This is a genomic window from Flavobacterium olei (assembly GCF_039749035.1).
Classification (GTDB): Bacteria; Bacteroidota; Bacteroidia; order Flavobacteriales; family Flavobacteriaceae; genus Flavobacterium; species Flavobacterium olei.
Map to the genome: position 1 here is coordinate 81583 of NZ_JBDKWC010000010.1, position 25770 is coordinate 107352.

Sequence of the window (25770 nt, forward strand, 5' to 3'; positions counted from 1 at the left end):
ATAATGATTAGCTCTAAACACATAATTAAATTTATGTCTGTTTAATCGACTTATCTTAATTAAGCAAATAGTTTATCAAAATAAGAAAGCACATTGAAATTTTCCTGTTTAAAAAAGAATTCATAACGACCTTTACATCCTTAAAAACAGACAGTTAAAAACCATGGCAAATGTCTTTATTTATTAGAATTGAAATTGCCTGTAGAAGACTTCAAACTAATAAATAAAGACATACTTTAAATATTCGCAAAAAAAAAGTCCCACATTTCTGTGGGACTTTCTATTTAGAGGAAACTAAGAATTATTTTTTCTCCGTTTTTTCCATTTTAGCTTTTAATGCAGCTAATACATCATTGTTATCTCCTAAAGTTGCAGCAGGTGCATTTGTAGTAGAGTTAGATGAAGTATTTTCAGTTGCAGCTTTCACGTTTTTCTCTTCTTCTTCACGGAAGATAGCAGTGTGAGAAGCAACTACTCTTTTGAATTCTTTGTTGAACTCGATTACTTTGAAATCAGCTGTATCACCTTTTTTCAATTTCTTTCCGTCTTCTTTTTCAAGGTGACGAGTAGGAATGAAAGCAACGATATCATCTCCGAATTCTACAGTAGCTCCTTTGTCAACAATTTCAGAAATTTCACCGTTGTGGATAGTTCCTACAGCGAAAGAATCTTCATATTGATCCCAAGGATTAGCAGTAGTTTGTTTGTGACCTAAAGATAATTTACGTCCGTCAACATCTAATTCTAATACTACTACATCAAGTTTTTCACCAACGTTTACAAACTCAGATGGGTGTTTGATTTTCTTAGTCCAAGAAAGATCAGAAATGTAGATTAATCCATCAATTCCTTCTTCTAATTCTACGAAAATACCAAAGTTTGTAAAGTTTCTAACGATACCTGTATGTTTAGAACCTACTGGGTATTTAGAAGTAATATCTGTCCATGGATCCTGAGTCAATTGTTTGATACCTAATGACATCTTACGATCATCTCTGTCTAAAGTTAAAATAACAGCCTCAACAACATCTCCAACTTTCACGAAGTCCTGAGCAGAACGTAAGTGAGTTGACCATGACATTTCAGAAACGTGGATTAAACCTTCAACACCTTCAGCAACTTCAATGAAAGCACCGTAATCAGCGATTACAACTACTTTACCTTTAACTTTATCACCAACAGTTAAGTTAGAGTCTAAAGCATCCCATGGGTGAGCGTTTAATTGTTTCAATCCTAATTGAATTCTTGTTTTCTCATCATCGAAATCAAGGATTACAACGTTTAATTTTTGGTCTAATTCAAGAACTTCACTTGGGTGGTTGATTCTGCTCCAAGAAAGGTCAGTAATGTGAATTAATCCGTCTACACCACCTAAGTCAATAAATACACCATAAGAAGTAATGTTTTTAACAACACCTTCTAATACTTGTCCTTTTTGTAATTGACCGATGATTTCTTTTTTCTGTACTTCAATATCAGCCTCGATAAGCGCTTTGTGAGATACAACAACGTTTTTGAATTCGTGGTTAATTTTTACCACTTTGAATTCCATCATTTTGTTTACATATACATCGTAGTCTCTAATTGGCTTAACGTCAATTTGAGATCCTGGTAAGAAAGCTTCGATACCGAATACGTCAACGATCATACCTCCTTTAGTTCTGCATTTAACAAAACCGTTAACGATTTCTCCAGTTTCATTAGCTGCAATAACTCTATCCCAAGATTTGATAGTACGTGCTTTTCTGTGAGATAATACTAATTGACCTGTTTTGTCCTCACGGATGTCGATTAATACTTCTACTTTGTCACCTACTTTTAAGTTTGGGTTGTAACGGAATTCGTTTAAAGAAATAACACCTTCAGATTTAGCATTGATATCAACGATAACGTCTCTATCTGTAATTCTAACAACAACTCCTTCAACTACTTCTTCCTGATCAGTAGCGATGAAAGTTTTTGATACTAGTTCTTCAAACTCTTGTAAGTTTTTCTCATCTACTGCATCAATTCCTTCTTGGAAGTTATGCCAGTTAAAATTTGCTAAAAACTCTTCTTGTGATTTTAATTGTTCAGACATGCTGATAAAAAATTTGTATTCTGTTTTCCTCGAGTTTCATAAAGCAGTAGAAAAAACAGAAGTTGTTTTACATAAATAGTTGATACCTAAAGGAAACTCTTCTTTGCCAAAAGGTCTGCAAAATTACTACAAATATTTGGACTTACAAAATAAATCAGCAATGATTCTCAGGGTATTGCTCAGGAGCAGACAATTTATGTTTTTGCTGGGCTTTTGCTCCGTTATCCGTTGCAATCTTTTATGTCTCGTTAAAAAAAACGAGACATAATAATTTCTCCCTAAGCATCGGGACTATCGGGATTAAATTAGAAGTTTTTAGTTTTAAACGAACTTGTCAATCTTATTTTGCGATTAATTTTGTCAAATTTTTAAACTTTGACAAAGCTTTGAATTACTTATTCAATAATAATTTTGAAAGCTCACTATTTATAGCAATATATTCTACAATCTGATGATTATCAAATGATATTTTCCCGTTTTTGTCTGTTTTTGAGGTTTTGTTTTCTATCGATAAGTAGTTTTTTCCTGATTTAGATTTATAAAGCGTAAAGATACTGTGATTATCTTCTTCCTTATTAACTTCATTGCTTAGCGATTCAAAGTCGGCATGGTTGCTTTGTGTTATCGAAGCAATGATCTGCTGTTTGTTTTCGATGTAACTAAATGCAGGAAGCACCATTTCCTCATACCATGAATTGGTCGATTCTGAAAAAGGTTTTTTGGCCTCCAAATAAGGTAAAAAACCTGAAACAGCAATCACTATTATAAGTTCTGTTAACCAAATAATCCAAAGAAAAGTTCCGGTTACCGTTGCACCGCGAATACCCCAGGTTCCATATTCATTTATCTCCCCCATAAATTGAAATACTAAATCTGGTCTAAATATTAATGAAAATGTCTGCAGGAAGTCGATATTACTAACTGTGATCCCGATTCTCTTAGAACCATAACTTTCTCCGGCATTGATAACCAAATCAATCCAAATCGCCCAGTGAAAATACAACGCTAATAATCCTCCGGCTACTCCGATAAATACTCCTAAAAGCGGATTTCTGACTTTTCCTTTTTTGATTACGAATTCAGATATTATAAATCCAACCATAAATCCAAATCCAATTGTAATAAAAAAGTTTATGTACACAAAAGGAATGTACCAAATGCAATATGCATATATCAATCCCAAAATGGGAAATGGTATGGCAACAGCCAGCAAAAAATACAAGATAAAAATTGACGAAAATTTGCCGGACGGTTTGTAATAATTCTCCATAAATAAGTTGTTTTAATTTTTAATAATTATTAAAAAATTTCTTACTAATAATATTGCAAGATTAATACTATTTTCTAAACTTACAAAATAATTTTGAATCAATATTTAAAATAAAACCCATCAGTTTTAAAAAAAACTAATGAATACTGTTCAAGATTTTTTCTTTGTTGAATTTTAAAACTTTGACAAGATCTGAGGAATATGAAATTGTTTGTCTGACTTAAAAAAGAATAGGGAGATTTTCGTATTCATTCTAAAACAACAAAACCCGACAGGTTTTAAAAAGCCTGTCGGGTTCGATATAATATATGTGTTTTCTAATGACTCAAATTCTCCAATTCCTTAGGGTCATGTTTATGCTTAAATAAAACCGCAAACGCAATTGCAATAATCAAAGCATAAGCTGCAAAAGATAGCCAGATGGTATGCCAATCCTTCATTAAAACCGGATTAGAAAATATTCCGTCTGCAGAAATTTCATTTCCCTGGCTTTTTACAAATTCCAGCATTTTATAATTAGTAGTTTCCGTTTGTAAAAATCCAGCTAATTCTGTTGTATTAGAAAAAGACTTTGTAAAGAAGCGATCGATTGCCCAGCCAGAAGTCAAACTTCCTAAAACTGCTCCTACTCCATTGGTCATCATCATAAATAATCCCTGTGCAGAGGAACGAATTTTAGAATCGGTATTACTTTCTACAAATAAAGAACCTGAGATATTAAAGAAATCAAATGCCATTCCGTAAACAATACAAGAAAGGATAATCATCCATAATCCGCCTACAGGATCTCCAAAAGCAAATAATCCGAAACGTAAAACCCACGCCAGCATACTAATAAGCATAACTTGTTTAATACCAAAACGTCTTAAAAAGAAAGGAATCGCTAATATAAACAACGTCTCAGAAACCTGAGAAATCGACATAATTATGGTAGAATACTTTATTACGAATGAATCTGCATATTTAGGAAAGTGTTTAAACTCATCTAAAAAGACATCACCGTAAGCATTTGTCAATTGAAGTGCTCCTCCTAAAAACATAGAGAAGACAAAGAACAAAGCCATTTTATAATTTACAAATAATTTAAAAGACTCCAGTCCCAATGTTTCGGTTAAGGTTGCATTTTCTTTAATCAAACGCTGTGGCTCACATTTTGGTAAAGTGAAGGCATAAATACCCAGAATTAAAGCACCGATTCCGGCAATATAAAACTGATATTCTGTAGCTTTACTTCCGCTTAAATTGGTAATCCACATGGCTACAATAAAACCAATGGTTCCCCAAACACGAATGGGCGGAAAATCCTTAACTATGTTTTTATTATTCAGCTTAAGCGAAGTATAAGATATGGAGTTGCTTAAAGCAATTGTCGGCATGTAACAGCACATTGCCAAAAGCATTACTAAAATAAATGTATCCGGCGTGGTAACTTGTGCAATTCCGAACAAAACTACTGCGTATAAAATATGTAATACTCCGTAAAGTTTTTCTGCATTTACCCATCTGTCGGCAATAATCCCCGTTAGAGTGGGCATAAAAAGAGAGGCAATTCCCATGGTTCCAAATACGAGTCCAAATTGAGTTCCTTCCCAGTTTTTTGTTCCAAACCAATAATTTCCAATTGTTATAAGCCAGGCTCCCCAAACAAAAAATTGAAGAAAGCTCATTAAAATCAATCTGTTTTTAATACCCATAAAATGATTTTGTCTTTTTAGTAAAAATGAAGCGGTAAAACTAACATTAAAAATATTATCTACAAAAAATTACTCAGTTTTAACAACATCCTTTACAAGTTCTAAAACAGCAGAAAATTGTTCCTCTTTAGTTAAGTAAGAATTATCAATTTCAATAGCATCGTCAGCAATTACCAAAGGCGAATCCTCCCGGTGCGTATCCATGTGATCACGATCTGTTACATTTTTCAAAACTTCTTCGTACGATACCGTATCCCCCTTCTGCTGCAGTTCATCAAAACGTCTTTGGGCACGTGTTTCAGCACTGGCTGTCATGAAAATTTTCAATTCGGCATTCGGAAAAACTACTGTACCAATATCGCGACCGTCCATAACTATAGCTTTATTGGTTCCCATTTCCTGTTGCTGCTCTACTAATTTTGTCCGGACTTCAGAAATTGCGGCAACCTGACTTACAAAATTTGAAACTTCAATTGTTCTTATTTGTTTTTCAACACTCTCTCCGTTCAGATACATTTCAGCGAAACCTAAATCTGAATTGTATTTAAATTCCAGCTTAATCTGAGGCAAAGCTTCAATTAATGCATCTATTTTAAAAAAATCACTTCCAATTAAATTATTTTGCATTGCAAAGTAAGACACCGCACGATACATTGCGCCGGTATCTACGTAAACATATTCAAGTTCTCTGGCCAATTGTTTTGCAAGTGTACTTTTGCCTGTAGATGAAAATCCGTCGATAGCAATGGTAATTTTTCTCAATTTTTTATTTTTAAATTTTTTATTCTATTAAAGACTGTTTATTTTTCTAATAATAAATACTCATCATAATATCCGACTGAGATATATCAATTAACCGGACTATTGTTTTGAAATATTTTTTTCTAACCAATAGACAGCCAAAACTATTGCAAATGTAGCCATCTTTCTCCTTATATGGAACATCAAAATAACAATGAAAAAATATCGCGCTTCCTAATCTGTTTTTTAGTCAAACATAATCATGGCTTTTTTTATAATTGAAAGACAGCATAAAGTCCATAATTCAAAAAGAGAACAACGCAAAAAAAAATGATTTTTGCGATTATATTGTAATAGAAAAACTTTTTATTCCCGAAACAATCTGTTTGGAGAATAAAAAGTTTTCTAATTATAATACCCAAAAATATACTTTAATAATAAATATCCATAAGAATGTTCGACTTAGAACTATCAATTATCTTTTCTATTCTCTTGAAGAATTGCTCATTAACCATTGGGCATCCGTGGCTGTTGCTGATATAATAATCCTGCTCTTCGTAGGGTACTGCAGAATAATGATGCAGCACTATAGCTCTTTTTAAAGCGTTATTATTACTTTCTTCTAATCCGAAAAGGCGATATGCTTTTCCGAAAATACCTTTGTAAGTTGCACCAATAGCATATCTGCCTAAAGAAGTACAGTTGGAATTGGGCATATTGCTAAATTTAAGCATTCCTTTAATTCCTGTTTCAGAACCAGAGCCGTGCGCTACAAGCCCCTGATCTATAACTTGATTTTTCTCCAGATCGTAGATAAAAAATCTATTTTTCCCTGAAGGAACTTTCATATCTATCAAAAAGGCAATTTTCTGATTGTATTTATGATCAATATTAATCATGTTTTTAATAACACTTATTCTGTTATTAATTCTTTCCATTTCTACAGTAGAAATAGCATCATCTTCTTTGAAAGAGAGTTTTGAACCCGTAAAAAAACTCACTGTCATAAATAAAACCAAATAGAATAGTTTCATATAATTACTGAAAATTTAAAGTTAAACCGAAAAGACTTGTATTTGCTGCCAATGTATATCTTGAGTACGAATAATTAAATTTTATCTTATTCATTTTTAAACCAAAGCCCAGTGAAACTCCAGAAAAGTTACGTTGCTCTTCGACCCTGAGTTCTTCTCCTCTTCTAAAATTATAGCCCACGCGAAAATTAAATGCTTTCTTTGGAAAAAGTTCAACTCCAAATGTTACGTGTCGCAAAGCATTATTTACAAATGAAACTTTCTCCTGATTGGTTGATCCGTCGATGTTCGTTTCTCCCCGAACCGGATTCGAAAAAGAAATATTCCACTGCTGTAAATTTTCAAGCGAAAGATGCCAGCGAATGGGAACATGTTCTAATTCTTGTGAGACCCCGGCAACAATTTCAAATGGTAAATTTTCTTTTATTCCTGAGTATGTTGTAAACTGAGTACCAATATTTCGAATTACCAGCGCCAGATTAATATTATTCTTTTCCATAAGATATAAAAACCCAAAATCTACTGCCCCTCCGATCGAATTATAACTTTCCAGCGAAGAAGTTATTAACTTAACATTGGTTCCGAAATATAAATCTGTAAAAGGAACATTATAAGCATAACCTAATGATAACGCCCCTTCGCTACCGGTAAAATTTGATGTTGACTGCCCATTCTCATCATAACCTTCAAATGTACCGTAATTTACATAAGTTACACCGGCATAAAAAGTCTGCAGATGACGATCATAAGTATAAGCATACGAAGCGGTACCATAAGAAGCTTCTCCATAATAACTACCGTAATTCATCGCCAGGTGATTGTCCATGTCTGCGTTTATAAGTGCTGGATTCGACATGGCCTGATTAACATCTTCATCATATATTGTAATAATATCTCCTCCTAGTGCTGCCTGCCTCGGCGAAGTGGTAAGATTTAAAAATTGATAGGTGTAACGCCCTCCGACCTGCCCGAACGAATACGAACAAACGAAGATTGTAAACAGTAAAACAATTTTTTTAAGCATTTTGTTCTTGGCGCTCCTATATGGGAATAACGCAACGGCAAAGATAAAATTATATAACTTATAAAATAATTTTTATAACTATATAAAATCAACAATTATGCCATGTTTTCACTGTATTATCGGATTGATTACTGTAGTAAAATCTTATAAATAAATGTTTTAAAATGGAGTAATAGAAATAAAAAATCCGGATTCCAATGGTAAAATTGGAATCCGGATTTATTTAAAGTGTAAAATTTACTTTCAGATTATTTCAACACTTTAGCATTTTTTACTTTTTGATCGGTTAAAGCTAATGCCAAAACTTCGCTCATTTCTTTCACATAATGAAACGTTAATCCTTCTAAGTATTCTGCTTTTATTTCATCGATATCACTTTTGTTTTCGTGACATAAAATAATTTCTTTAATATTAGCTCTTTTTGCTGCCAGGATTTTTTCTTTAATACCGCCAACTGGCAACACTTTTCCTCTCAGTGTAATTTCACCCGTCATTGCCAGACTTTTCTTTATTTTCGTTTGTGTTAAAAGAGAAACTAAAGAGGTTAACATTGCAATACCTGCACTTGGCCCGTCTTTTGGGGTTGCCCCTTCCGGAACATGTAGGTGAATATTATATTTCTGAAAAAGTTCTGTAGCAATCCCCAATTTCTTTGCATTCGCCTTAATGTATTCTAATGCGATTGTGGCAGATTCCTTCATTACTGTTCCAAGGTTTCCTGTAATTGTTAAAGATCCTTTACCTTCAGAAATTAAAGATTCTATAAATAAAATGTCTCCTCCAACGCTTGTCCACGCTAAACCGGTTACAACCCCTGCAACATCATTATTTTCGTATTTATCTCTTTCCAGTCTTGGAACTCCTAAAATTTTGACAATATCTTCGTCAGTAACTTTTTTATTATACTCTTCCTCCATCGCCACAGATTTTGCAGCATTTCTGATTACCTGCGCAATTTTATTTTCTAAATTACGGACACCTGATTCCCTCGTATAACCTTCAACAATTTTTTCTAACTGTTTTTTACCAATTGTTAATTCTTTTGAAGTTAATCCGTGTGCTTCTAATTGTTTCGGAAATAAATGTCTTTTTGCGATTTCAACTTTTTCTTCAATAGTATAACCGGACATTTTTATTACTTCCATCCTGTCTCGCAGAGCTGGCTGAATTGCTCCCATATTATTAGAAGTCGCAATAAACATTACTTTAGATAAATCATAACCCATTTCAAGGAAATTATCATAAAAAGAACTGTTTTGTTCCGGATCCAAAACTTCTAATAACGCAGACGAAGGATCGCCGCTGTTTCCACTGGATAATTTATCAATTTCGTCCAGAATAAAAACAGGATTAGATGTTCCGGCTTTTTTCAGACTTTGAATAATTCTTCCTGGCATTGCCCCAATATAAGTCTTTCTGTGACCTCTTATTTCTGCTTCATCACGCAAACCACCAAGTGAAATACGTACATATTCGCGTCCTAATGCTTCTGCAACGGAGCGTCCGATTGAAGTTTTACCAACTCCCGGAGGTCCTGTTAAACATATAATGGGAGATTTCATATCATTTCGCAGTTTTAAGACTGCTAAATGCTCAATCATTCTTTTCTTCACTTCATCAAGTCCGAAATGATCTTTATCTAAAATTTTCTGGGCGTGTTTTAAATCAAATTTATCTTTCGAAAATTCACCCCATGGCAATTCTAAAAATAATTCTAAATAGTTTCGTTGAATTCCAAAATCAGGCGATTGCGGATTCATACGACGCATTTTAGATAATTCTTTTTCGAAATGTTTCTGCGTTTTTTCGTCCCATTTTTTGGTTTTAGCTTTCAGCCCCATTTCGTCCATTTCCTCTTCCTGCGAAACACCTCCCAATTCTTCCTGAATGGTTTTCATTTGCTGATGAAGAAAATATTCTCTCTGCTGCTGATCTAAATCAAAACGAACTTTTGACTGAATATCATTCTTCAATTCTAATTTCTGAAGTTCGACATTCATATAACGTAATGTCTCTAATGCACGTTCCTTCAACCCGTTTATCGATAAAAGACCTTGTTTTTCTTTTACAGATAAATTCATATTAGAAGAAACAAAATTGATTAAAAACGACTGGCTTTCAATGTTTTTAATCGCAAAAGTAGCTTCAGAAGGAATGTTTGGACTTTCTTTAATAATCTGGATTGCCAATTCTTTTACAGAATCTAAAATGGCCGTAAATTCAGAATCACTTTCTTCCGGACGTTCCTCTGTAACTTCCTTAATTGTAGCGGTCATATACGGTTCTTCCGAAACAACTTCCTCAATTTCAAAGCGTTTTTTTCCTTGCAGAATTACCGTCACGTTTCCGTCCGGCATTTTCAAAACACGTAAAATACGCGCTACAGTTCCTATTTTATGTATATCGTCTTTGGACGGATCTTCGTCTTCTTCGTTAATCTGAGAAACAACACCAATAATTTTACCGCCTGCATTGGCATCGTTAATCAACTTAATAGATTTATCTCTTCCCGCAGAAATCGGAATAACAACTCCCGGAAATAAAACGGTATTGCGTAAAGGTAAAATTGGAAGCGAAACCGGAAGCTCTTCATTGTTCATTTCCTCTTCGTCTTCTGGTGTCAATAAAGGAATTAATTCTGCCTCTGAGTCGAATTCCTGAAGTGACAGATTGTCAATAGTAAGTATTTTATGGTTTGACATAATAATATATAAGTCGTTTTGTCATTAAAAAGTTTATGCTGCCTGTAAAAAGTTTCTTCTTCTGTTAAGTTGAACCTAAAACATCTTTTGTTTTCTTATTACAAGGCAGGCCGTAAAAATAGACAATCATTGTGCCAAATGCAAAAGAAGTCAGCCCTAAAATTTGAATTTGATTGTTTCATTTTATCATTTCAAAAAAAAATAAAATTAATTTTATAAAAACTGTAACATACCAAAAAAAGCAGAGTCCTTTATACAACCAAAAGCTACTACTTGAATAAAAATAACCAAAATATCGAAGAACTAATTGCGCTGTGTAAAAACCATAATCAAAAGGCGCAGTTTGAAATTTACAACCGCTATTGCAAAGCGATGTATAATGTGGCATATCGTATTGTAAAAGATGAACATTTTGCACAAGACGTCATGCAGGAAGGTTTCTTAAAGGCTTTTACAAAAATGAATGACTATAAACAAGAAGTGGCTTTTGGTGCATGGTTAAAAAGAATAATCATTAATTACAGTATCGATTTTTATAAAAAAAACAATTCTTTTCAGGTAGAAGATTTGAGTAAACAGCTTTATAAAATTGAGGAAAATGACGGATTTATCTCTGATAATATTGACTTGAACAATTTAAAAGTAAAACAGGTTCTCGATACTATTCTGCAGCTGAAAGACAATTACAGAATGGTGCTGACTCTTTTTTACATTGAAGGTTATGACCAGGAAGAAATTTGCGAAATTTTAAATATCACTTATGCAAATTGCAGAACGACCCTGAGCAGAGCAAAAGATAGTTTGAGAAAGAAATTGGAAGAAATATAAAATGAATTGGAATTATGGAAAATCAAAAAGACGACTTAGACAAATTATTCAGAAAGTTTGAAAACCAATGGGATATTCAGGAATTAGACAGCAATCATCACATGGATTTTCTGCAGAAATTAAACAAAAGAGAACCAAAGAAAAGATATGGGTTTGTGACAGCAATTGCTGCTTCTATTGTTTTAATGATTGGAATTTCTCTTTTTTATAAAAATGAAAAACCAAAGGAATTCAAATTTGCCTCTAAAGAAACGCAACGAACAGATTCTATTTTTAATATTCTGATTGATAATGAACTGATTAAATTAAAAGAAAAAAGTTCACCTGAAAATGAGCAGATTATAAATGATGCCTTACATCAAATGAAAACTTTTGATGCTGATTATCAAAAAATCATAAATGAACTGCAAAAAAACGGTGAAAATAAACAAATTATTTACGCAATGATAAGTAATCTTCAAACGCGGATCTCTTTTTTGCAAACTGTCTTAAAAAGAATTGAAGAAAACGAAAAATTTAAAAAAACCTCTGATGAAAAAACATTATAACTTATTAATTTTATTTACATTACTTCCTCTTCTGGGATTTTCAAATGATGATACTTTTATCACCAAACAAAAAAATATTAAGAAAACATATATCGTAAATTCGAATGCCGGAATCGATATTGATAATAAATACGGCAACATTTCTGTCTCAACCTGGGATGAAGATAAAATTGATCTTGATATTACTATAAAAGTAAACGGTCCGAATGAAAATTGGGTAAGCGAACGTCTAAACAGTATTGATATAACTATTACAGCTCTAAAAGGAATGGTTTCTGCCGTGACCAACATTGGACATTCATCTTTAAAAAGTAAAGGAAGCAATAATAGTTTTGAAATTAATTATGTGATAAAAATTCCGAAAAACGGATCGGTAAAACTGGTTAATAAATATGGAAATATTCTAACTTCAAACCTCGAATCTACTGCAAATATTAACTGTAAGTACGGAAAGGTTACTTTAGGAAAACTAAATGGATCCGGCAATCAGATTGAAATTGCTTATTGTCAGAATTCAAATGTCGATTACATTAAAACCGGATCTATCGATGCCAGATACTCGGGATTAAAAATTAATGATTCCGGAAACCTGAATTTAAATGCAAATTATACCGATGTAAATCTTGGTGACGGACAAAATATAAAATCCGACTGCAATTACGGGACCCTTAAATTCCAAAAAATCAATTCATTAAATGGTTCCGGGAATTACTTAACTATTATTGTGGGTGAAATCTCAAGCAACTTTAGTTTTGATACTAATTACAGTAAAATTAGTATTGCAACAATCAGTGAAAAAGCCGGAAATGTAACTATTAATTCCGGATATACTGATATATCAATAGGTTATGTTCCCAATTATGCCTTCGACTTTGATATCTCGGCAAAATACTCCAATATCAAACATGATAATAGTTTGGATATAGGGGTTTCAGAAATTAAAAGCAACAGCAAAAGAATCAGCGGTTTTTATAAGAAAAAAGGACAGAACAAGATCAATATCAATTCGAACTACGGAAATATTTCACTACTTAAAAACTAATCATCTCAAAATCAAAACAATGAAAAAATTCATTTTACCAATAATTTACGGTACACTTTTAATTAGCTTAACTGCAAACGCGCAGAAAAAAATAAACGGAAACGGAAATGTAGTTACTGAAACCCGAACAACTTCAGAATATGACGCAATTAAAATATCAGGGTTTTTTGATATTGATTTAGTTGCAGGAAAAGAAGGTAAAATCAGTATAACAGGAGAACAAAATATCCTGTCAGCAATTATTGTTGAAGTTGAAGATGATGTTCTGAAAATTTATACAAAGAAGGGGACTAATTTACATCCGAGCATGGGAAAAAAAGTAGAAATTACTGTTCCATTTGAAAAAATTTCTGAACTTAGTCTATCTGGTTCCGGAGATATCATAGCCAAATCGCCCATTAAAAGCGATAAATTCTCCGCCAAATTATCCGGTTCAGGTGATTTTGATTTGGATGTTGTATCAAATTCTTTTGATCTTAGTCTCAACGGTTCAGGAGATATTAAATTAAAAGGCAGTTCAGATAATTTAGTAATTAAACTTTCAGGTTCAGGAGATATCGAAGCAGCAAATCTGAAATCTAAAAATGCGACAATAAATGTTTCAGGTTCTGGAGATGTAAATATAAACTGCAGCGAAAGTTTAATGGCACGAGTTTCTGGATCAGGAGATATTAAATATACTGGAAACCCTGAAAAACGGGATGTCAAAGTTTCAGGCTCAGGAAGTATAGCAAAAGGATAATTTTTCAAAAAAAAACGAATTACAAAACTATCATCAATCAAATAATTATTGCAATTCGTCAATATGGTTATTGTAAAAGACGTTTCTAAACAGAAACGTCTTTTTTATTTACTCTTCTTAAAAGAAAAATAGCCGTAATAAAGAAAATTGCCAAAATTACAATTGCCGCACGCGGACTTCCTGTAATCTGGTCAATAATTCCGTAAACACACATTCCGATAACGATTCCAATTTTTTCGGCTACGTCGTAAAAACTAAAAAACGAAGTCGTATCTTCTGTTTCGGGAAGTAGTTTAGAGTAGGTTGATCTTGATAAGGCCTGAATTCCGCCCATAACCAGACCAATCGATGTTGCCATAATATAGAAATGCAATGGAAGCGTAATGAAAAATGCCAAACCACAGAAAACTGCCCATAAAATATTGATCACTATCAACGTGGGAATATTGCCCCATTTTGCTGACGCCCTTGAAGTTAAAATCGCTCCCGCAACAGCCACCAATTGTATTAAGAGAATACAAATGATCAATCCGGTTGTGCTTTCTTCTTTAGATGACCATTGAATTTCCTGAGCACCAAAATAAGTAGCCACCAGCATTACAGTCTGAACAGCCATACTGGAGACAAAGAATCCGCCGAGGTAACGGCGCAACGGAACAATATTTTTAAGACTCGCCCAAACTTTCTTTAATTCTTTAAATCCGTTAAAAATAACATCTCCAGTTAATTTGTTTCCCGTTTCCTTACTTCCTTTTGGTAAATAATAATACGTATACTGACTAAAAAGTATCCACCACACTCCCACCATTATAAAAGAATAACGCATGGCTTTCATTGCAGCTTCCCCACTTGTTCCGGTAATCCCAAAAACTTGTGGCTTCATGATCATAGCCAGATTAATAATTAACAAAATAACGCTTCCTATATATCCTAAAGAATATCCTTTGGCACTAATTTTATCCTGTTGTTCTTCAAATGCGATATCCGGGAGATAGGAATTATAAAAAACCAAACTTCCCCAAAAACCTAATAATCCTAAAAAGTAAAAAAGCAAGCCAACATAAATATTATCAAGATCAAACCAGTATAATCCCATACAGGATAAAGCTCCCATGTAGCAGAAAAATTTCATAAAAGATTTTTTATTTCCCACATAATCTGCTATTCCGGATAATAATGGAGAAATAAAAGAAACTACTAAAAATGCCGCAGCAGTAATAAAACTAATTAATGCAGAATTTTTAAGATGCATCCCGAAAACATCAATATAATGATCGCGATCTGAGAATAAAGCTTCATAAAATATGGGAAAAACTGCCGACGCAATTGTCAAAGTATAAACTGAATTAGCCCAATCATAAAATGCCCACGCATTTAATAACTTCTTATCTCCTTTTTGTAGGTTTTTCATTTAGAAAATATTTTTTTTATGCGATACGAATGTATTTATTTTTTATGATAATTGAATACTAATTATTGGATTACTGTATTAATAAATTATTAAACCAAAAAAAAGCTGTACAACACGTACAGCTTTGATATTTCTTCTTTTTAAAACTTATTTGATAGTTCCAACTTTTAAAGCAGTCGCTCTCGCTTCAGGAATTAACTTTTTAATATTTGCAATTCTGGTAGCATCAGACGGGTGTGTACTCATAAATTCAGGTGTACCCGCTCCTCCACTTTTTGCAGACATTCTGCTCCAAAAAGCAATCGCATCATCCGGATTATAGCCTGCAATAGCCATTAAAGTCAAACCAATTTGATCGGCCTCGCTTTCGTTGCTTCTGCTAAAAGGAAGCATTACTCCTACTTCTGAACCAATTCCGTAAGCCTGAGAAAATATTTGTCTTGTAGATTCAGATTTATTGCTTGTTGCAGCATCCAATGCTACACCACCAATTTGCTGTAATTGAGCAGCACTCATTCTTTGCGCTCCATGATTTGCAAGTGCGTGGGAAACTTCATGCCCCATAACAGTTGCCAGACCAGCTTCGTTCTGTGTAACAGGCAAAATACCAGAGTAAACCACAATTTTTCCGCCAGGCAGACACCATGCGTTTACTTCTTTATTATCAACAAGTTTGTACTCCCAGCGATAATCCTTTAAGTATTGAGGCTGACCCAAATAATTAAGATATTTCTCTGCTGCAGCTTTAATTTTATATCCAACAGTTTCCACGCGCTTCGCATCTGCCGTACCAGTTATAACTTTATTTTCAGTTATAAACTGATTATATTGCTGAAATGAAGAGGGAAATAATTCATTATTTGATACAAAATTTAAATTTTGTTTTCCGGTAATTGGATTCGTAGCACATGCTATAGCAAGGGCGCCAAAAATTCCTAAAAAGATATATTTTTTCATAATGCTTATTTTTAAGTAAAAATACAATTTGCTTAAAATTAACATTTATATAATTAACATAAAAAATACCAAAATTTAACTATTCACCAATTATATGAAGTTCACTAAACTCTTTTTCAACGATTAATGAATTATTTTCATCAAAATTAATTTTCGAAAAATCTACTTTTTCATTATCTATTTCGACTTCAGCGACTTTAAAAGGCAGTCCGATTAAATTGATTTTATATTTACTATAAGGCGTATCATATTTTCCTTCTTTGTGAAGTTGAATTATAAATTCTTTTTCCTTACCAATGGTACGAAGAGATAAATGGCTAAAGCGTCCTTTTTTGTAGTCATATCCATCCTGCGCATCCTCATAAACTGCAGATTGTTCTTTGCCGTTTTTGTAATAAACATCAAGTGTTAACTCATCAAATTCTAACTCGCCTACATATTGTTGCACCGGATATTTTGGTATAATCGCTCCAGCTTTTACAAAAACCGGAATTTCATCAAATTTCGTGTCAATCCAGATTTCTTTTCCACCGATAAATAGTTCGTTTGTCCAGTAGTTGTACCATTCTCCTCTTGGTATATACATGCGTCTTCCTACAGCATTAGGCTCCAGAATCGGACAAACTAAAATTTGATTTCCAAAAATAAATTCATCATTACGATAATGCGTCTGCGTATCATCCTGATCGAAATATACTAACGGTTTAAGCATTGGGATTCCTTCCTCAATATACTGCCAAAACATTGTATATAAATAAGGAAGTAATTGATAACGAAGACTGACAAATTTTCTGGTGATATTAATTACTTCTTCATCAAATGCCCATGGTTCCTGATTTCCATGGTCTCCAGACGAATGTGTTCTGCAAAACGGATGAAAAACACCTAACTGAATCCATCGGGCGTATAATTCTCCGGTTGGCTGCTCTGCAAAACCCCCAATATCAGAACCTGTAAATCCCATTCCGGAGATTGACATTCTCTGTACCTGAATATTGGCAAGCCATAAATGTTCCCAGGTTGCAACGTTATCTCCTGTCCAGGAAGAAGTGTATCGCTGCGCACCCGAATAGGCAGATCTTGTAATAACAAACGGACGTTTAGGATATGCAAAACGTTTTACACCATGATAAGTTGCCCTTGCCATTTGAGTTCCGTAAATATTATGTGCTTTCCTGTGGCTGCAAGGGTTTCCGTCGTAGTCGTGACGAACATCCATTGGGAAAGTTTTATTTGGCACTTCCATAACGGCAGGTTCATTCATGTCATTCCAAACCCCTTTCACTCCGATATCTGAAATTAATTCTTTAAATAAACCAGCCCACCATTCTCTGACTGTGGGATTTGTGTAATCTGGAAAATTACATTCTCCAGGCCAGACTTTTCCTTTCATATAGGGACCGTCTGCTCTTTTACAGAAATAATCTTTTTCAAGTGCTTCTTTATAAACCCAGTAATCTTTATCAATTTTAATTCCCGGATCAATAATCACAACTGTTTTAAAACCATCTTCGGCTAATTCGGCAACCATTTTTTTAGGGTCGGGAAAGTAATCTTTGTTCCAGGTGAAGCATCGAAAGCCTTCCATATAATCAATATCAAGATAAATAGCATCACACGGAATTTTAAGCTCTCTAAATTTTGAAGTAATTTCTTTGACTTTGCTTTCAGGATAGTAACTCCATTTGCATTGGTGATATCCTAAAACCCACAGTGGCGGCAGTTCTGGTTTTCCTGTCAAATCTGTATAAGTTGTGACAACGTCCTGCATTTGGGGGCCGTAAACAAAATAGTAATTCATTTCGCCGCCTTCTGCCCAAAAGCTGGTCACATTTCTTCTTTCCTGACAAAAATCAAAGAAAGTTCTAAAAGTATTATCGAAAAAAATACCATAAGATTGCTTGTTATGCAAACCAATATAAAATGGAACGACTTTGTAAAGCGGATCCTGATCTTTTTGATACGCGTACTGATCGGTAGCAAAATTTTCTATTCTTTTTCCTTTGAGGTTCATTTGAGTGGCTTTGTCTCCGAGTCCGTAGTAACATTCGCCATCTTTAGAAAACTTACTCATTTTAACGATGTTCCCGCCATATTCGTAACTTTCTTCCCAGTGAAAACCCAGTTCATCTTCCAAAATAAGAAAATCATTCAAATCATATATAGCAAGACGTAAGTCTGATTTCTGAATTCTACATTTGACCTTACTGGTTCTGATCTGGAAAAAAGTTTCTTCTTCAGTAAGTTCCAGAAAATTATAACCATGCAGTTGCGTTTTATCAATAGCATATGAAAAATCGTTACTAAAATAACCTTTTGTGGTAAATCTAAAACGTATTAAACTATCTCTTAAAATAGTAACTTTAAGGATTACTTTATTATCTGTATTGAAAAAAATCGAATCTCCTTCATGTTCATAAGAAACAATTTTTGATGGATATAAATCGCCTTTATATTCTAATGATGTGTTTGTAATCATGCTTGCGATGAGTTAATTTATAAAGTAATCTTTCTTTTCAAACATACAAAAAAAGTTTATAAAGCCCTATCAATAAAAGGTTTATTCACGAAAACGTTTTTTCTGAATGTGTCTTAAATTACAAACACTAAAATCTACAATTTGATAATTTTAAATTCATAAAATGATAAAATCTCATTGAATGAATAGTGTGGAATTATGGAGTTACAGAATAAACTGTAACACTTAAAGGAGGCAAAATTAATTCTACGGAAAAATCTCTGCCATCGTATGCAGCAGATTCGATTTTTAATGATTTTGGATTCTCTAAACCGCTTCCGCCATAAAATTTGGAATCTGTATTAAAAATTTCATTTATTTTCCCTTTTTGTGGAATACCAATTCTATACTTCTCGCGAACAACGGGAGTGAAATTGCAAACTACAATTACATTTTCTTCCCTATTATTTCCTTTTCGGATATAAGACATAACCGCATTTTGATGATCCGAATAGTTAATCCACTCGAAACCTTCTCCCGAAAATTGCTTTTCATATAATGCAGGACGGGATTTATATAACTGATTCAGATCTGTAATTAATCTTTTTATACCAATATGAAAATCGTACTCTAACAATTGCCAGTCTAAGCTTTGCCCGAAGTTCCATTCTTTTGTTTGACCAAACTCCGAGCCCATAAATAAAAGTTTTGTTCCCGGATGAGTAAACATATAGCCATATAATAATCTCAAATTGGCAAAACGCTGCCATTCGTCACCAGGCATTTTATAAATGAGAGATTGTTTACCGTAAACCACTTCATCATGTGAAAATGGAAGCATAAAGTTTTCCGTGAATGCGTACGTCATCGAAAAAGTTAAATCATTCTGATGGTATTTTCTATAAACAGTTTCTTTTTGAAAATACTTTAATGTGTCGTGCATCCAGCCCATCATCCATTTCATTCCGAAACCAAGACCTCCAACAGATGTGGGTCTTGATACCATAGGAAAGGAAGTGCTTTCTTCGGCAATAGTCTGAACTCCATCAAAATTAGAGTAGATTACTTCATTAAATTCTTTAAGAAAACTTATAGAATCCAGATTTTCTCTGCCACCATAAATATTAGCTTCCCACTCTCCTTCTTCTCTGGAATAATCGAGGTACAACATCGAAGCTACAGCATCAACTCTGAGTCCGTCAATGTGATAATTTTGAAGCCAGAATACTGCATTACTTATTAAGAAAGCGCGGACTTCATTTCTTCCATAATTAAAAATTAAACTTTTCCAGTCCGGATGATATCCTTTTCGACGATCCGGATGTTCGTATAAGTTAGAGCCATCAAAGAAACCTAATCCATGCGCATCATCAGGAAAATGAGACGGAACCCAGTCCAGAATAACACCAATTCCTTCCTCATGAAGTTTATCAACCAAAACCATAAAGTCCTGAGGTTTTCCAAATCTTGAAGTTGGCGCAAAATAGCCTGTTAATTGGTAACCCCACGAAGGATCATATGGATATTCCATTACCGGCATAAATTCTACATGTGTAAAACCCGTTTCTTTGACATATTTTACCAGATCTTCCGCAAGTTCCAAATATGATAAAAACCGATTGTTATCTGCTCTTTTCCAGGAACCTAAATGTACTTCGTAAACAGAATAAGGTTTGTCCAGACCATTATTTTGCTGACGATTTATCATCCAATCACCATCTTTCCATTTATACTCCAAATCCCAGACAACAGATGCCGTATGCGGAGGTTTTTCACAGTATAATGCAAATGGATCTGCTTTTTCGGTAACTATGCCATCTGTATTAGATTGAATTTTGTACTTATAAAGAGCACCTTTAGAAACTCCCGGAATAAAACCTTCCCAAATTCCTGAAGAATCCCACTTTACATTGAGATTATGTTCTCCCTGTGTCCAAAAATTAAAATCACCAACTACTGAAACCGAATGAGCCGTTGGAGCCCAAACTGCAAAATACACGCCTTTTATTCCTTCAACTTCGATTAAGTGCGCTCCTAATTTTTCATATAATCTAAAGTGTTTTCCGGCTTTGAATAAATCTATATCAAAATCAGTAAAAAGAGAATGTGCGGTTACTTTATTCATATTTGGTTTTTAAGGTCATATTTTGGAATAGAAACGAGTAATTTTAATTTAATATTTTATTCAATTCTAAAATTATCTGAAAGCGTAACTCCTTTTTTAATAACAACAATTCCGTCTTTTATACTATACAATTCATTTGTAAAATTATCTAAATGTTTGCCTCCGGAAATATGCACATTGTTTCCAATACGTACATTTTTATCAACAAGGGCGTTATTTATATAGCAGTTTTCACCAATTCCCATATGAATTTTATTAACCGTGCTCTCGTGGTTCAATTCATCCAAATCCTGATAAAAATCGTTACCCATAACGTAGCAGTTTTCTAAAATAGTTCCTTCGCCAATTCTCGAGCGAATTCCAATGACAGAACTTTTAATTTCTTTCGCATTAATAATACATCCCTCAGAAATTAAAGATTGATTTATAATTGAATTTCTAAATTTTGAAGGAGGTAATAATCTTGGTCGGGTGAATATTTTATTTTCATTATCAAATAAATTAAACTCTGGTATGTCGGCTGTTAATCCAATATTAGCTTCAAAAAAAGACTCTATATTACCGATATCAGTCCAATATCCTTCATACTGGTAACTAAGGATTTTATGTTTTCCCACGGCATGCGGAATAATTTCTTTACCAAAGTCTTTGGTTTCCTGATCACCCATCAATTCAACGAGAAGATCTTTATTAAAGATATAAATTCCCATCGAAGCCAGGTATTTTTTACCTTTCTCCTGCATTTGCTCACTCACTTCAGACTCCCATTCCGGTAATAATGAAGCATTTGGTTTTTCTATAAAGGCATGGATATTATTTTCATGGTCTGTTTTAAGAATTCCAAATTCCGGAGCATCTTTGGCATTTACAGGCAGAGTTGCAATAGAAATTTCAGCGTCAGCAGCAATATGAGCTTCAAGCATTTCATTAAAATCCATCTGGTACAACTGATCGCCGGAAAGAATTAAAGCGTGATCGAAATCGTGTTTCATAAAATGAGACATACATTGCCTCACAGCATCTGCCGTTCCCTGAAACCAGGTAGGATTATCGGGTGTCTGTTCTGCTGCCAAAATATCTACAAACGACTGACTAAAAATGCTAAAATTAAAAGTGTTTTTAATGTGAGCATTTAATGAAGCCGAATTGAACTGGGTTAGAACAAAGATTTTAAAAATATCTGAATTAATACAATTGGAAATTGGAATATCAACCAAACGGTATTTTCCTCCTATTGGAACAGCAGGTTTTGATCTTGTTTCTGTTAATGGAAACAAACGCGATCCCTGTCCTCCTCCTAAAATAATGGCAACTACATTTTTCTTTTTAAATTTCATTTTGCTGAATTATTAAGTTGTATATCTCTATATATTCCTGGCATACACTCTCCCAGGAATGGTCTGCTAACATGCCTCTTTTTAAAACTGTATTAAATTCAGTCTTATCACTATACAGTTTTACTGCCCGATTGATAGAATAACATATATCTGCAACAGATGCCTGATCATGACAAATACCATTTCCATTATCTCCAAAATCAATAACCGTATCACGTAAACCTCCGGTTCTTCTCACAATAGGGATTGTCCCATAGCGCATTGCATACATCTGATTTAGTCCGCACGGTTCAACTCTCGATGGCATTAGAATATAATCTGAACCTGCGTAGATTAAATGCGCCAAATCTTCATTATAGCCTATAAACACATTATAATTCCCTTTATAATCATTTCGTAATTGGTTTAATTGCGATTCAATTTCTGAATTTCCCGAACCTAATATCAAAATATTTATTTCTTCAAAATTTTCAGATAAAGCCAAAGTAGCTGCATGTGGCAGTAAGTCTCCGCCCTTTTCTTCAAACAATCTGCCAATAAAACTAAATAATGGTTTAGAAAGATCCAGATCAAATTGCTCGCAGAGCATTTGTTTATTTTTTCTCTTTCCTGTTTCAAAATCTTCAATTGAATAATTGGTTTCAATCATTTTATCTTTCGCTGGATTCCATACCTCAAAATCAATTCCATTTAAAATTCCCTTTGATTTATTTCGAACAGAGTTAAACAACGATTCTAAACCATTAGCAGAAACATTAATTTCATTTAAATAACTTGGAGAAACTGTTGTTACGGCATTGGCACATTTAATTCCTACTGCTAAGGAATTGATTGAATTATTCCATTCTAAAAATCCCACATGTTTTAAATCGAATTCCGGCAGGTAATATAATTTATCAAACCCAAACCATCCCTGGTACAGTCCGTTATGAATTGTTATAACTGTTTTCACCTCTTTTAAACTGTCGTATTTATAGGCAAATTGTAATAAAAATGGAATGAGACCTGTATGATGATCGTGACAGTTGATAACCTCAGGAACTTTTTTTCTCGACAGAATATAGTCTAGGGTTGCTATCTGAAAAGATAAAAATCTTTCGATATCGTCTTCGTATCCGTACACGTTTGGACGATTAAATAATTCATTAATTTCTATCAGATGTAATTCGTAACCTAGTTTACCGGTTACTTCTTTTAAAACATTAAATGGAAAATTAAAATTTCCCAATTTTACCGTTCCCTTATGAACACATTCGAAATTATTTTCACTTTTAAATTTAGTATCATAACAAGGAACAATAACTTGTACCTCATGTCCGGCAAATTTTTGATATTTTGGTAATGCCCCAACAACATCAGCGAGACCACCAACCTTCGCCATGGGATAACATTCGGCACTTATATGAAATATTTCCATTCAGAAATTAATTTTGTGAATATTTTTAAGAAGCAATCATTTATATGCTACTTTTATGTTTATTAAATTTAGCAAAAAAACAGGCAATATCCTTCATCTAAATAAGTTTTATTGAAATGGCAAAAAAGGCATCTAATCCCACTAAATCCTTAAAAATTCCCGCGATTATCAAAGTATCTGCGAAAATTAGCGAGCTTATATCTACAAAATTAGGAACAACATTTGCGGCAAAGATTTTTACAACACCAATAAAACATAAAGTTCCGAAACGCGAATTGGAAATGGACACTAAAAGCATACAGGAATTTATTACTATTCCCACTATAAATAAGAATATAGTTATCTATAAGTACGGCGAAAGTGAACGTAAAATTTTATTGGTTCACGGATGGTCCGGGCGAGGAACCCAACTTTTTAAAATTGCTGATGAACTTTTAAAAAATGGATATTCAACAGTAAGTTTTGACGCCCCGGCACATGGAAAATCAAAAGGAAAAACCACAATAATGTCTGAGTTTATCGCTTCTATTTTGGAAATCGAAAAACAATTTGGACCATTTGAAATTGCCATAGGGCATTCTTTAGGAGGAATGTCAGTTTTGAATGCCATTAAAGATGGACTGAAGGTTCAGAAAGCAATAGTTATTGGAAGCGGAGATATTGTTCAGGATATTTTGAATGAATTTACATCTAAATTAGGTTTAAAAAAGGAAATGAGCACTTTATTAAAAAATCATTTCGAAAATAAATACAAAGTAAAAATGGATGATTTCTCAGCTTACAAAGCAGCACGAGAAATCGATATTCCTGTTCTGGTAATCCACGATAAAGATGATCCTGAAGTTTCCGTTAAAGCCGGAATTCACATTCACGAAAATTTAAAAAAAGGAAAACTTTATTTAACAGAAGGACTTGGTCACAGAAAAATATTAGGAAATCAAAATGTGATTAAAAAGATTCTGGAGTTTATCAAAAATTCTTAACTTTATGTAAATAAGCAATAATTATGGACACTAAAGTTTAAAAAAATGAATTTATTTGAAGAAGAATCAGATTGGGATACTAAATTAAAACCTCTTTTAAAAAAATACAAAGGGAGAAAACATCCTTTGGAATATGAAAATACTTATCAATTATTAGTAATGGTAATTTTGTCGGCACAAGATTCTGATGCTAATATTAATAATGTATCCAAGGCATTATTTGAAAAATATCCGACATTAAATAGTTTAACCAAAACTGATTTTGATGAATTGATGCCATTTATTAGCAAAGTTCGAAATCACGCTACGAAGGCAAAATGGATTTTAGAAATTGCAGATGTCATCCAAAATGACAAAGATATTCCGACAACAATGTCAGGTTTGACAGCTTTAAAAGGCGTGGGAAGAAAATCAGCAAATGTAATTTTAAGAGAAACGGGGAATCCTGCTGAAGGAATCATAACTGATTTACATGTAATTAGAGTTGCACCAAGAATTGGAATTGTAAAAGAGAATAAAGATGGTAATAAAATTGAAAAAGATTTGATGGCGATTCTACCAAAAAAAATCTGGACAGAAATTGGAATGGCAATTTCTTTTCATGGAAGAGAAATATGCAGACCTAAGCCAAAATGTCCGGAGTGCATCATCAAGGATATCTGTTTGTATTATAAAACAGTTTTCTTAAAAGCTTAATTTATTTCCTTCTGGTATCTATTAAATAGATTATTTTCCACAAGTCTTTTTCTTTGTAAAGCGTAAAAGCATTTACTCCTGAATGACTTAACTTATCATTTAAATAAAATTCATAAGGTGCCCAGACGTGAGCCATTGCACCATCAAATTGTATGGAATAATTTAATATTTTTTCCTGAAACTTCATGTTGGGAGGAATTTCCGCGATGGATTTATAAAATTGTTCAGTATTTTCTACAGATAATTTATTTCCTCTCACTGTGCTTTCATTAATCGATTGCAGAATCATTTTATCCGAACAAACTAACTTCATTTTAATTGAATCACGCTGATGAAATCCTTCAAAAAACGATTCGATACATTTTTGAATTTCTGGATTCTGTGCATTTGAAGTCAATCCAAACATCATAAAAGAGATCAGTATATATATTCTTTTCATAATAGATAATCTTAAATATCAAAAGTTCAGGCTTTAGATCCAAATGTTTACCAACTTACAATATTATTGGAACTACATGTGAAATAATCATGTAAAAATAAACAATTTAAAACCATTTGAATTTATCGCAAAAAAAAACTTCAACTAGCAAAAGCCAATTGAAGTTTTAGTACTCAGAGCGGGACTTGAACCCGCACGAACATTGCTGTTCACTGGATTTTAAGTCCAGCGTGTCTACCAAT

21 protein-coding genes are annotated in these 25770 nt (G+C 33.3%); 7 read left to right on the plus strand and 14 right to left on the minus strand.

All coding sequences use genetic code 11. The features are described 5' to 3' along the window. Window positions 1-301: 301 nt before the first annotated feature. On the minus strand, window positions 302-2080 hold the full coding sequence (gene rpsA, locus ABEB31_RS21410) for a 30S ribosomal protein S1 (RefSeq protein ID WP_347053706.1): 1779 nt from the start codon (window positions 2078-2080) through the stop codon (window positions 302-304). 391 nt (window positions 2081-2471) lie between these two features. Further along, on the minus strand, window positions 2472-3182 hold the full coding sequence (locus tag ABEB31_RS21415) for a hypothetical protein (RefSeq protein WP_347053707.1): 711 nt from the start codon (window positions 3180-3182) through the stop codon (window positions 2472-2474). Between the two features lie 31 nt (window positions 3183-3213). Here ABEB31_RS21415 and ABEB31_RS21420 point away from each other — a divergent pair, with 31 nt between their 5' ends. Continuing rightward, entirely contained in the window at window positions 3214-3339 is a 126-nt protein-coding gene (locus ABEB31_RS21420; protein ID WP_347053708.1) for a hypothetical protein, read from the plus strand. Window positions 3340-3667: 328 nt separating this feature from the next. Here ABEB31_RS21420 and ABEB31_RS21425 read toward each other — a convergent pair whose 3' ends face one another. From ABEB31_RS21425 to lon, 5 genes are all read right to left on the minus strand, one after another. Then, a complete protein-coding gene (locus ABEB31_RS21425; protein WP_347053709.1) occupies window positions 3668-5044 on the minus strand; it encodes a nucleoside permease in 1377 nt (458 codons plus the stop codon). A 69-nt stretch (window positions 5045-5113) separates the two neighbouring features. After that, window positions 5114-5806 (minus strand): (d)CMP kinase, encoded by a 693-nt coding sequence (gene cmk / locus ABEB31_RS21430; RefSeq protein WP_347053710.1) that lies wholly within the window; start codon window positions 5804-5806, stop codon window positions 5114-5116. Window positions 5807-6216: 410 nt separating this feature from the next. Next, window positions 6217-6819, minus strand: a complete 603-nt coding sequence (locus tag ABEB31_RS21435) for a murein L,D-transpeptidase catalytic domain-containing protein (protein ID WP_347053711.1) — start codon at window positions 6817-6819, stop codon at window positions 6217-6219. Window positions 6820-6823: 4 nt separating this feature from the next. Further along, window positions 6824-7843, minus strand: coding sequence for a type IX secretion system protein PorQ (gene porQ / locus ABEB31_RS21440; protein WP_347053712.1), 1020 nt, complete (start codon window positions 7841-7843; stop codon window positions 6824-6826). Between the two features lie 248 nt (window positions 7844-8091). Further along, window positions 8092-10545: an endopeptidase La gene (lon, locus tag ABEB31_RS21445; protein ID WP_347053713.1), complete on the minus strand. Its 2454-nt coding sequence runs from the start codon at window positions 10543-10545 to the stop codon at window positions 8092-8094. Window positions 10546-10818: 273 nt separating this feature from the next. Here lon and ABEB31_RS21450 point away from each other — a divergent pair, with 273 nt between their 5' ends. The 4 genes from ABEB31_RS21450 to ABEB31_RS21465 are packed head-to-tail and all read left to right on the plus strand — an operon-like array spanning window position 10819 to window position 13705. Then, entirely contained in the window at window positions 10819-11373 is a 555-nt protein-coding gene (locus tag ABEB31_RS21450) for an RNA polymerase sigma factor (protein WP_347053714.1), read from the plus strand. A 14-nt stretch (window positions 11374-11387) separates the two neighbouring features. After that, the gene (locus ABEB31_RS21455) at window positions 11388-11921 is read left to right on the plus strand and encodes an anti-sigma factor (protein WP_347053715.1); all 534 of its coding nucleotides are present in this window, start codon (window positions 11388-11390) and stop codon (window positions 11919-11921) included. Next, window positions 11905-12963 carry a hypothetical protein gene (locus ABEB31_RS21460; RefSeq protein ID WP_347053716.1) on the plus strand — a complete coding sequence of 353 codons (1059 nt, stop codon included), beginning with the start codon at window positions 11905-11907 and terminating at the stop codon, window positions 12961-12963. The genes ABEB31_RS21455 and ABEB31_RS21460 overlap by 17 nt, the downstream gene beginning before the upstream one ends. Window positions 12964-12982: 19 nt before the next feature. Then, on the plus strand, window positions 12983-13705 hold the full coding sequence (locus ABEB31_RS21465; protein WP_347053717.1) for a head GIN domain-containing protein: 723 nt from the start codon (window positions 12983-12985) through the stop codon (window positions 13703-13705). Window positions 13706-13790: 85 nt separating this feature from the next. Here ABEB31_RS21465 and ABEB31_RS21470 read toward each other — a convergent pair whose 3' ends face one another. From ABEB31_RS21470 to ABEB31_RS21495, 6 genes are all read right to left on the minus strand, one after another. Beyond that, window positions 13791-15116: an MFS transporter gene (locus ABEB31_RS21470; RefSeq protein ID WP_347053718.1), complete on the minus strand. Its 1326-nt coding sequence runs from the start codon at window positions 15114-15116 to the stop codon at window positions 13791-13793. Between the two features lie 147 nt (window positions 15117-15263). Beyond that, window positions 15264-16073, minus strand: a complete 810-nt coding sequence (locus tag ABEB31_RS21475) for a M48 family metallopeptidase (protein WP_347053719.1) — start codon at window positions 16071-16073, stop codon at window positions 15264-15266. Window positions 16074-16152: 79 nt separating this feature from the next. Continuing rightward, window positions 16153-18552 carry a glycoside hydrolase family 31 protein gene (locus ABEB31_RS21480; RefSeq protein WP_347053720.1) on the minus strand — a complete coding sequence of 800 codons (2400 nt, stop codon included), beginning with the start codon at window positions 18550-18552 and terminating at the stop codon, window positions 16153-16155. A gap of 196 nt (window positions 18553-18748) precedes the next feature. Then, window positions 18749-20656, minus strand: coding sequence for a 1,4-alpha-glucan branching protein GlgB (gene glgB, locus ABEB31_RS21485; protein ID WP_347053721.1), 1908 nt, complete (start codon window positions 20654-20656; stop codon window positions 18749-18751). 56 nt (window positions 20657-20712) lie between these two features. Next, a complete protein-coding gene (locus ABEB31_RS21490; RefSeq protein ID WP_347053722.1) occupies window positions 20713-21993 on the minus strand; it encodes a glucose-1-phosphate adenylyltransferase in 1281 nt (426 codons plus the stop codon). Then, window positions 21983-23410 carry a glycogen synthase gene (locus tag ABEB31_RS21495; RefSeq protein WP_347053723.1) on the minus strand — a complete coding sequence of 476 codons (1428 nt, stop codon included), beginning with the start codon at window positions 23408-23410 and terminating at the stop codon, window positions 21983-21985. Before ABEB31_RS21495 ends, ABEB31_RS21490 begins: the two co-directional genes overlap by 11 nt. A 116-nt stretch (window positions 23411-23526) precedes the next feature. On the opposite strand from ABEB31_RS21495, the gene ABEB31_RS21500 reads away from it, so the two are divergent. Both ABEB31_RS21500 and ABEB31_RS21505 read left to right on the plus strand, forming a co-directional pair. Next, entirely contained in the window at window positions 23527-24393 is an 867-nt protein-coding gene (locus ABEB31_RS21500) for an alpha/beta hydrolase (RefSeq protein WP_347053724.1), read from the plus strand. Between the two features lie 45 nt (window positions 24394-24438). Further along, on the plus strand, window positions 24439-25089 hold the full coding sequence (locus tag ABEB31_RS21505; RefSeq protein WP_347053725.1) for an endonuclease III domain-containing protein: 651 nt from the start codon (window positions 24439-24441) through the stop codon (window positions 25087-25089). A gap of 1 nt (window position 25090) precedes the next feature. Here the strand turns inward: ABEB31_RS21505 and ABEB31_RS21510 are convergent, their stop codons facing one another. Continuing rightward, window positions 25091-25528: a nuclear transport factor 2 family protein gene (locus ABEB31_RS21510; RefSeq protein ID WP_347053726.1), complete on the minus strand. Its 438-nt coding sequence runs from the start codon at window positions 25526-25528 to the stop codon at window positions 25091-25093. Between the last annotated feature and the right edge of the window lie 242 nt (window positions 25529-25770).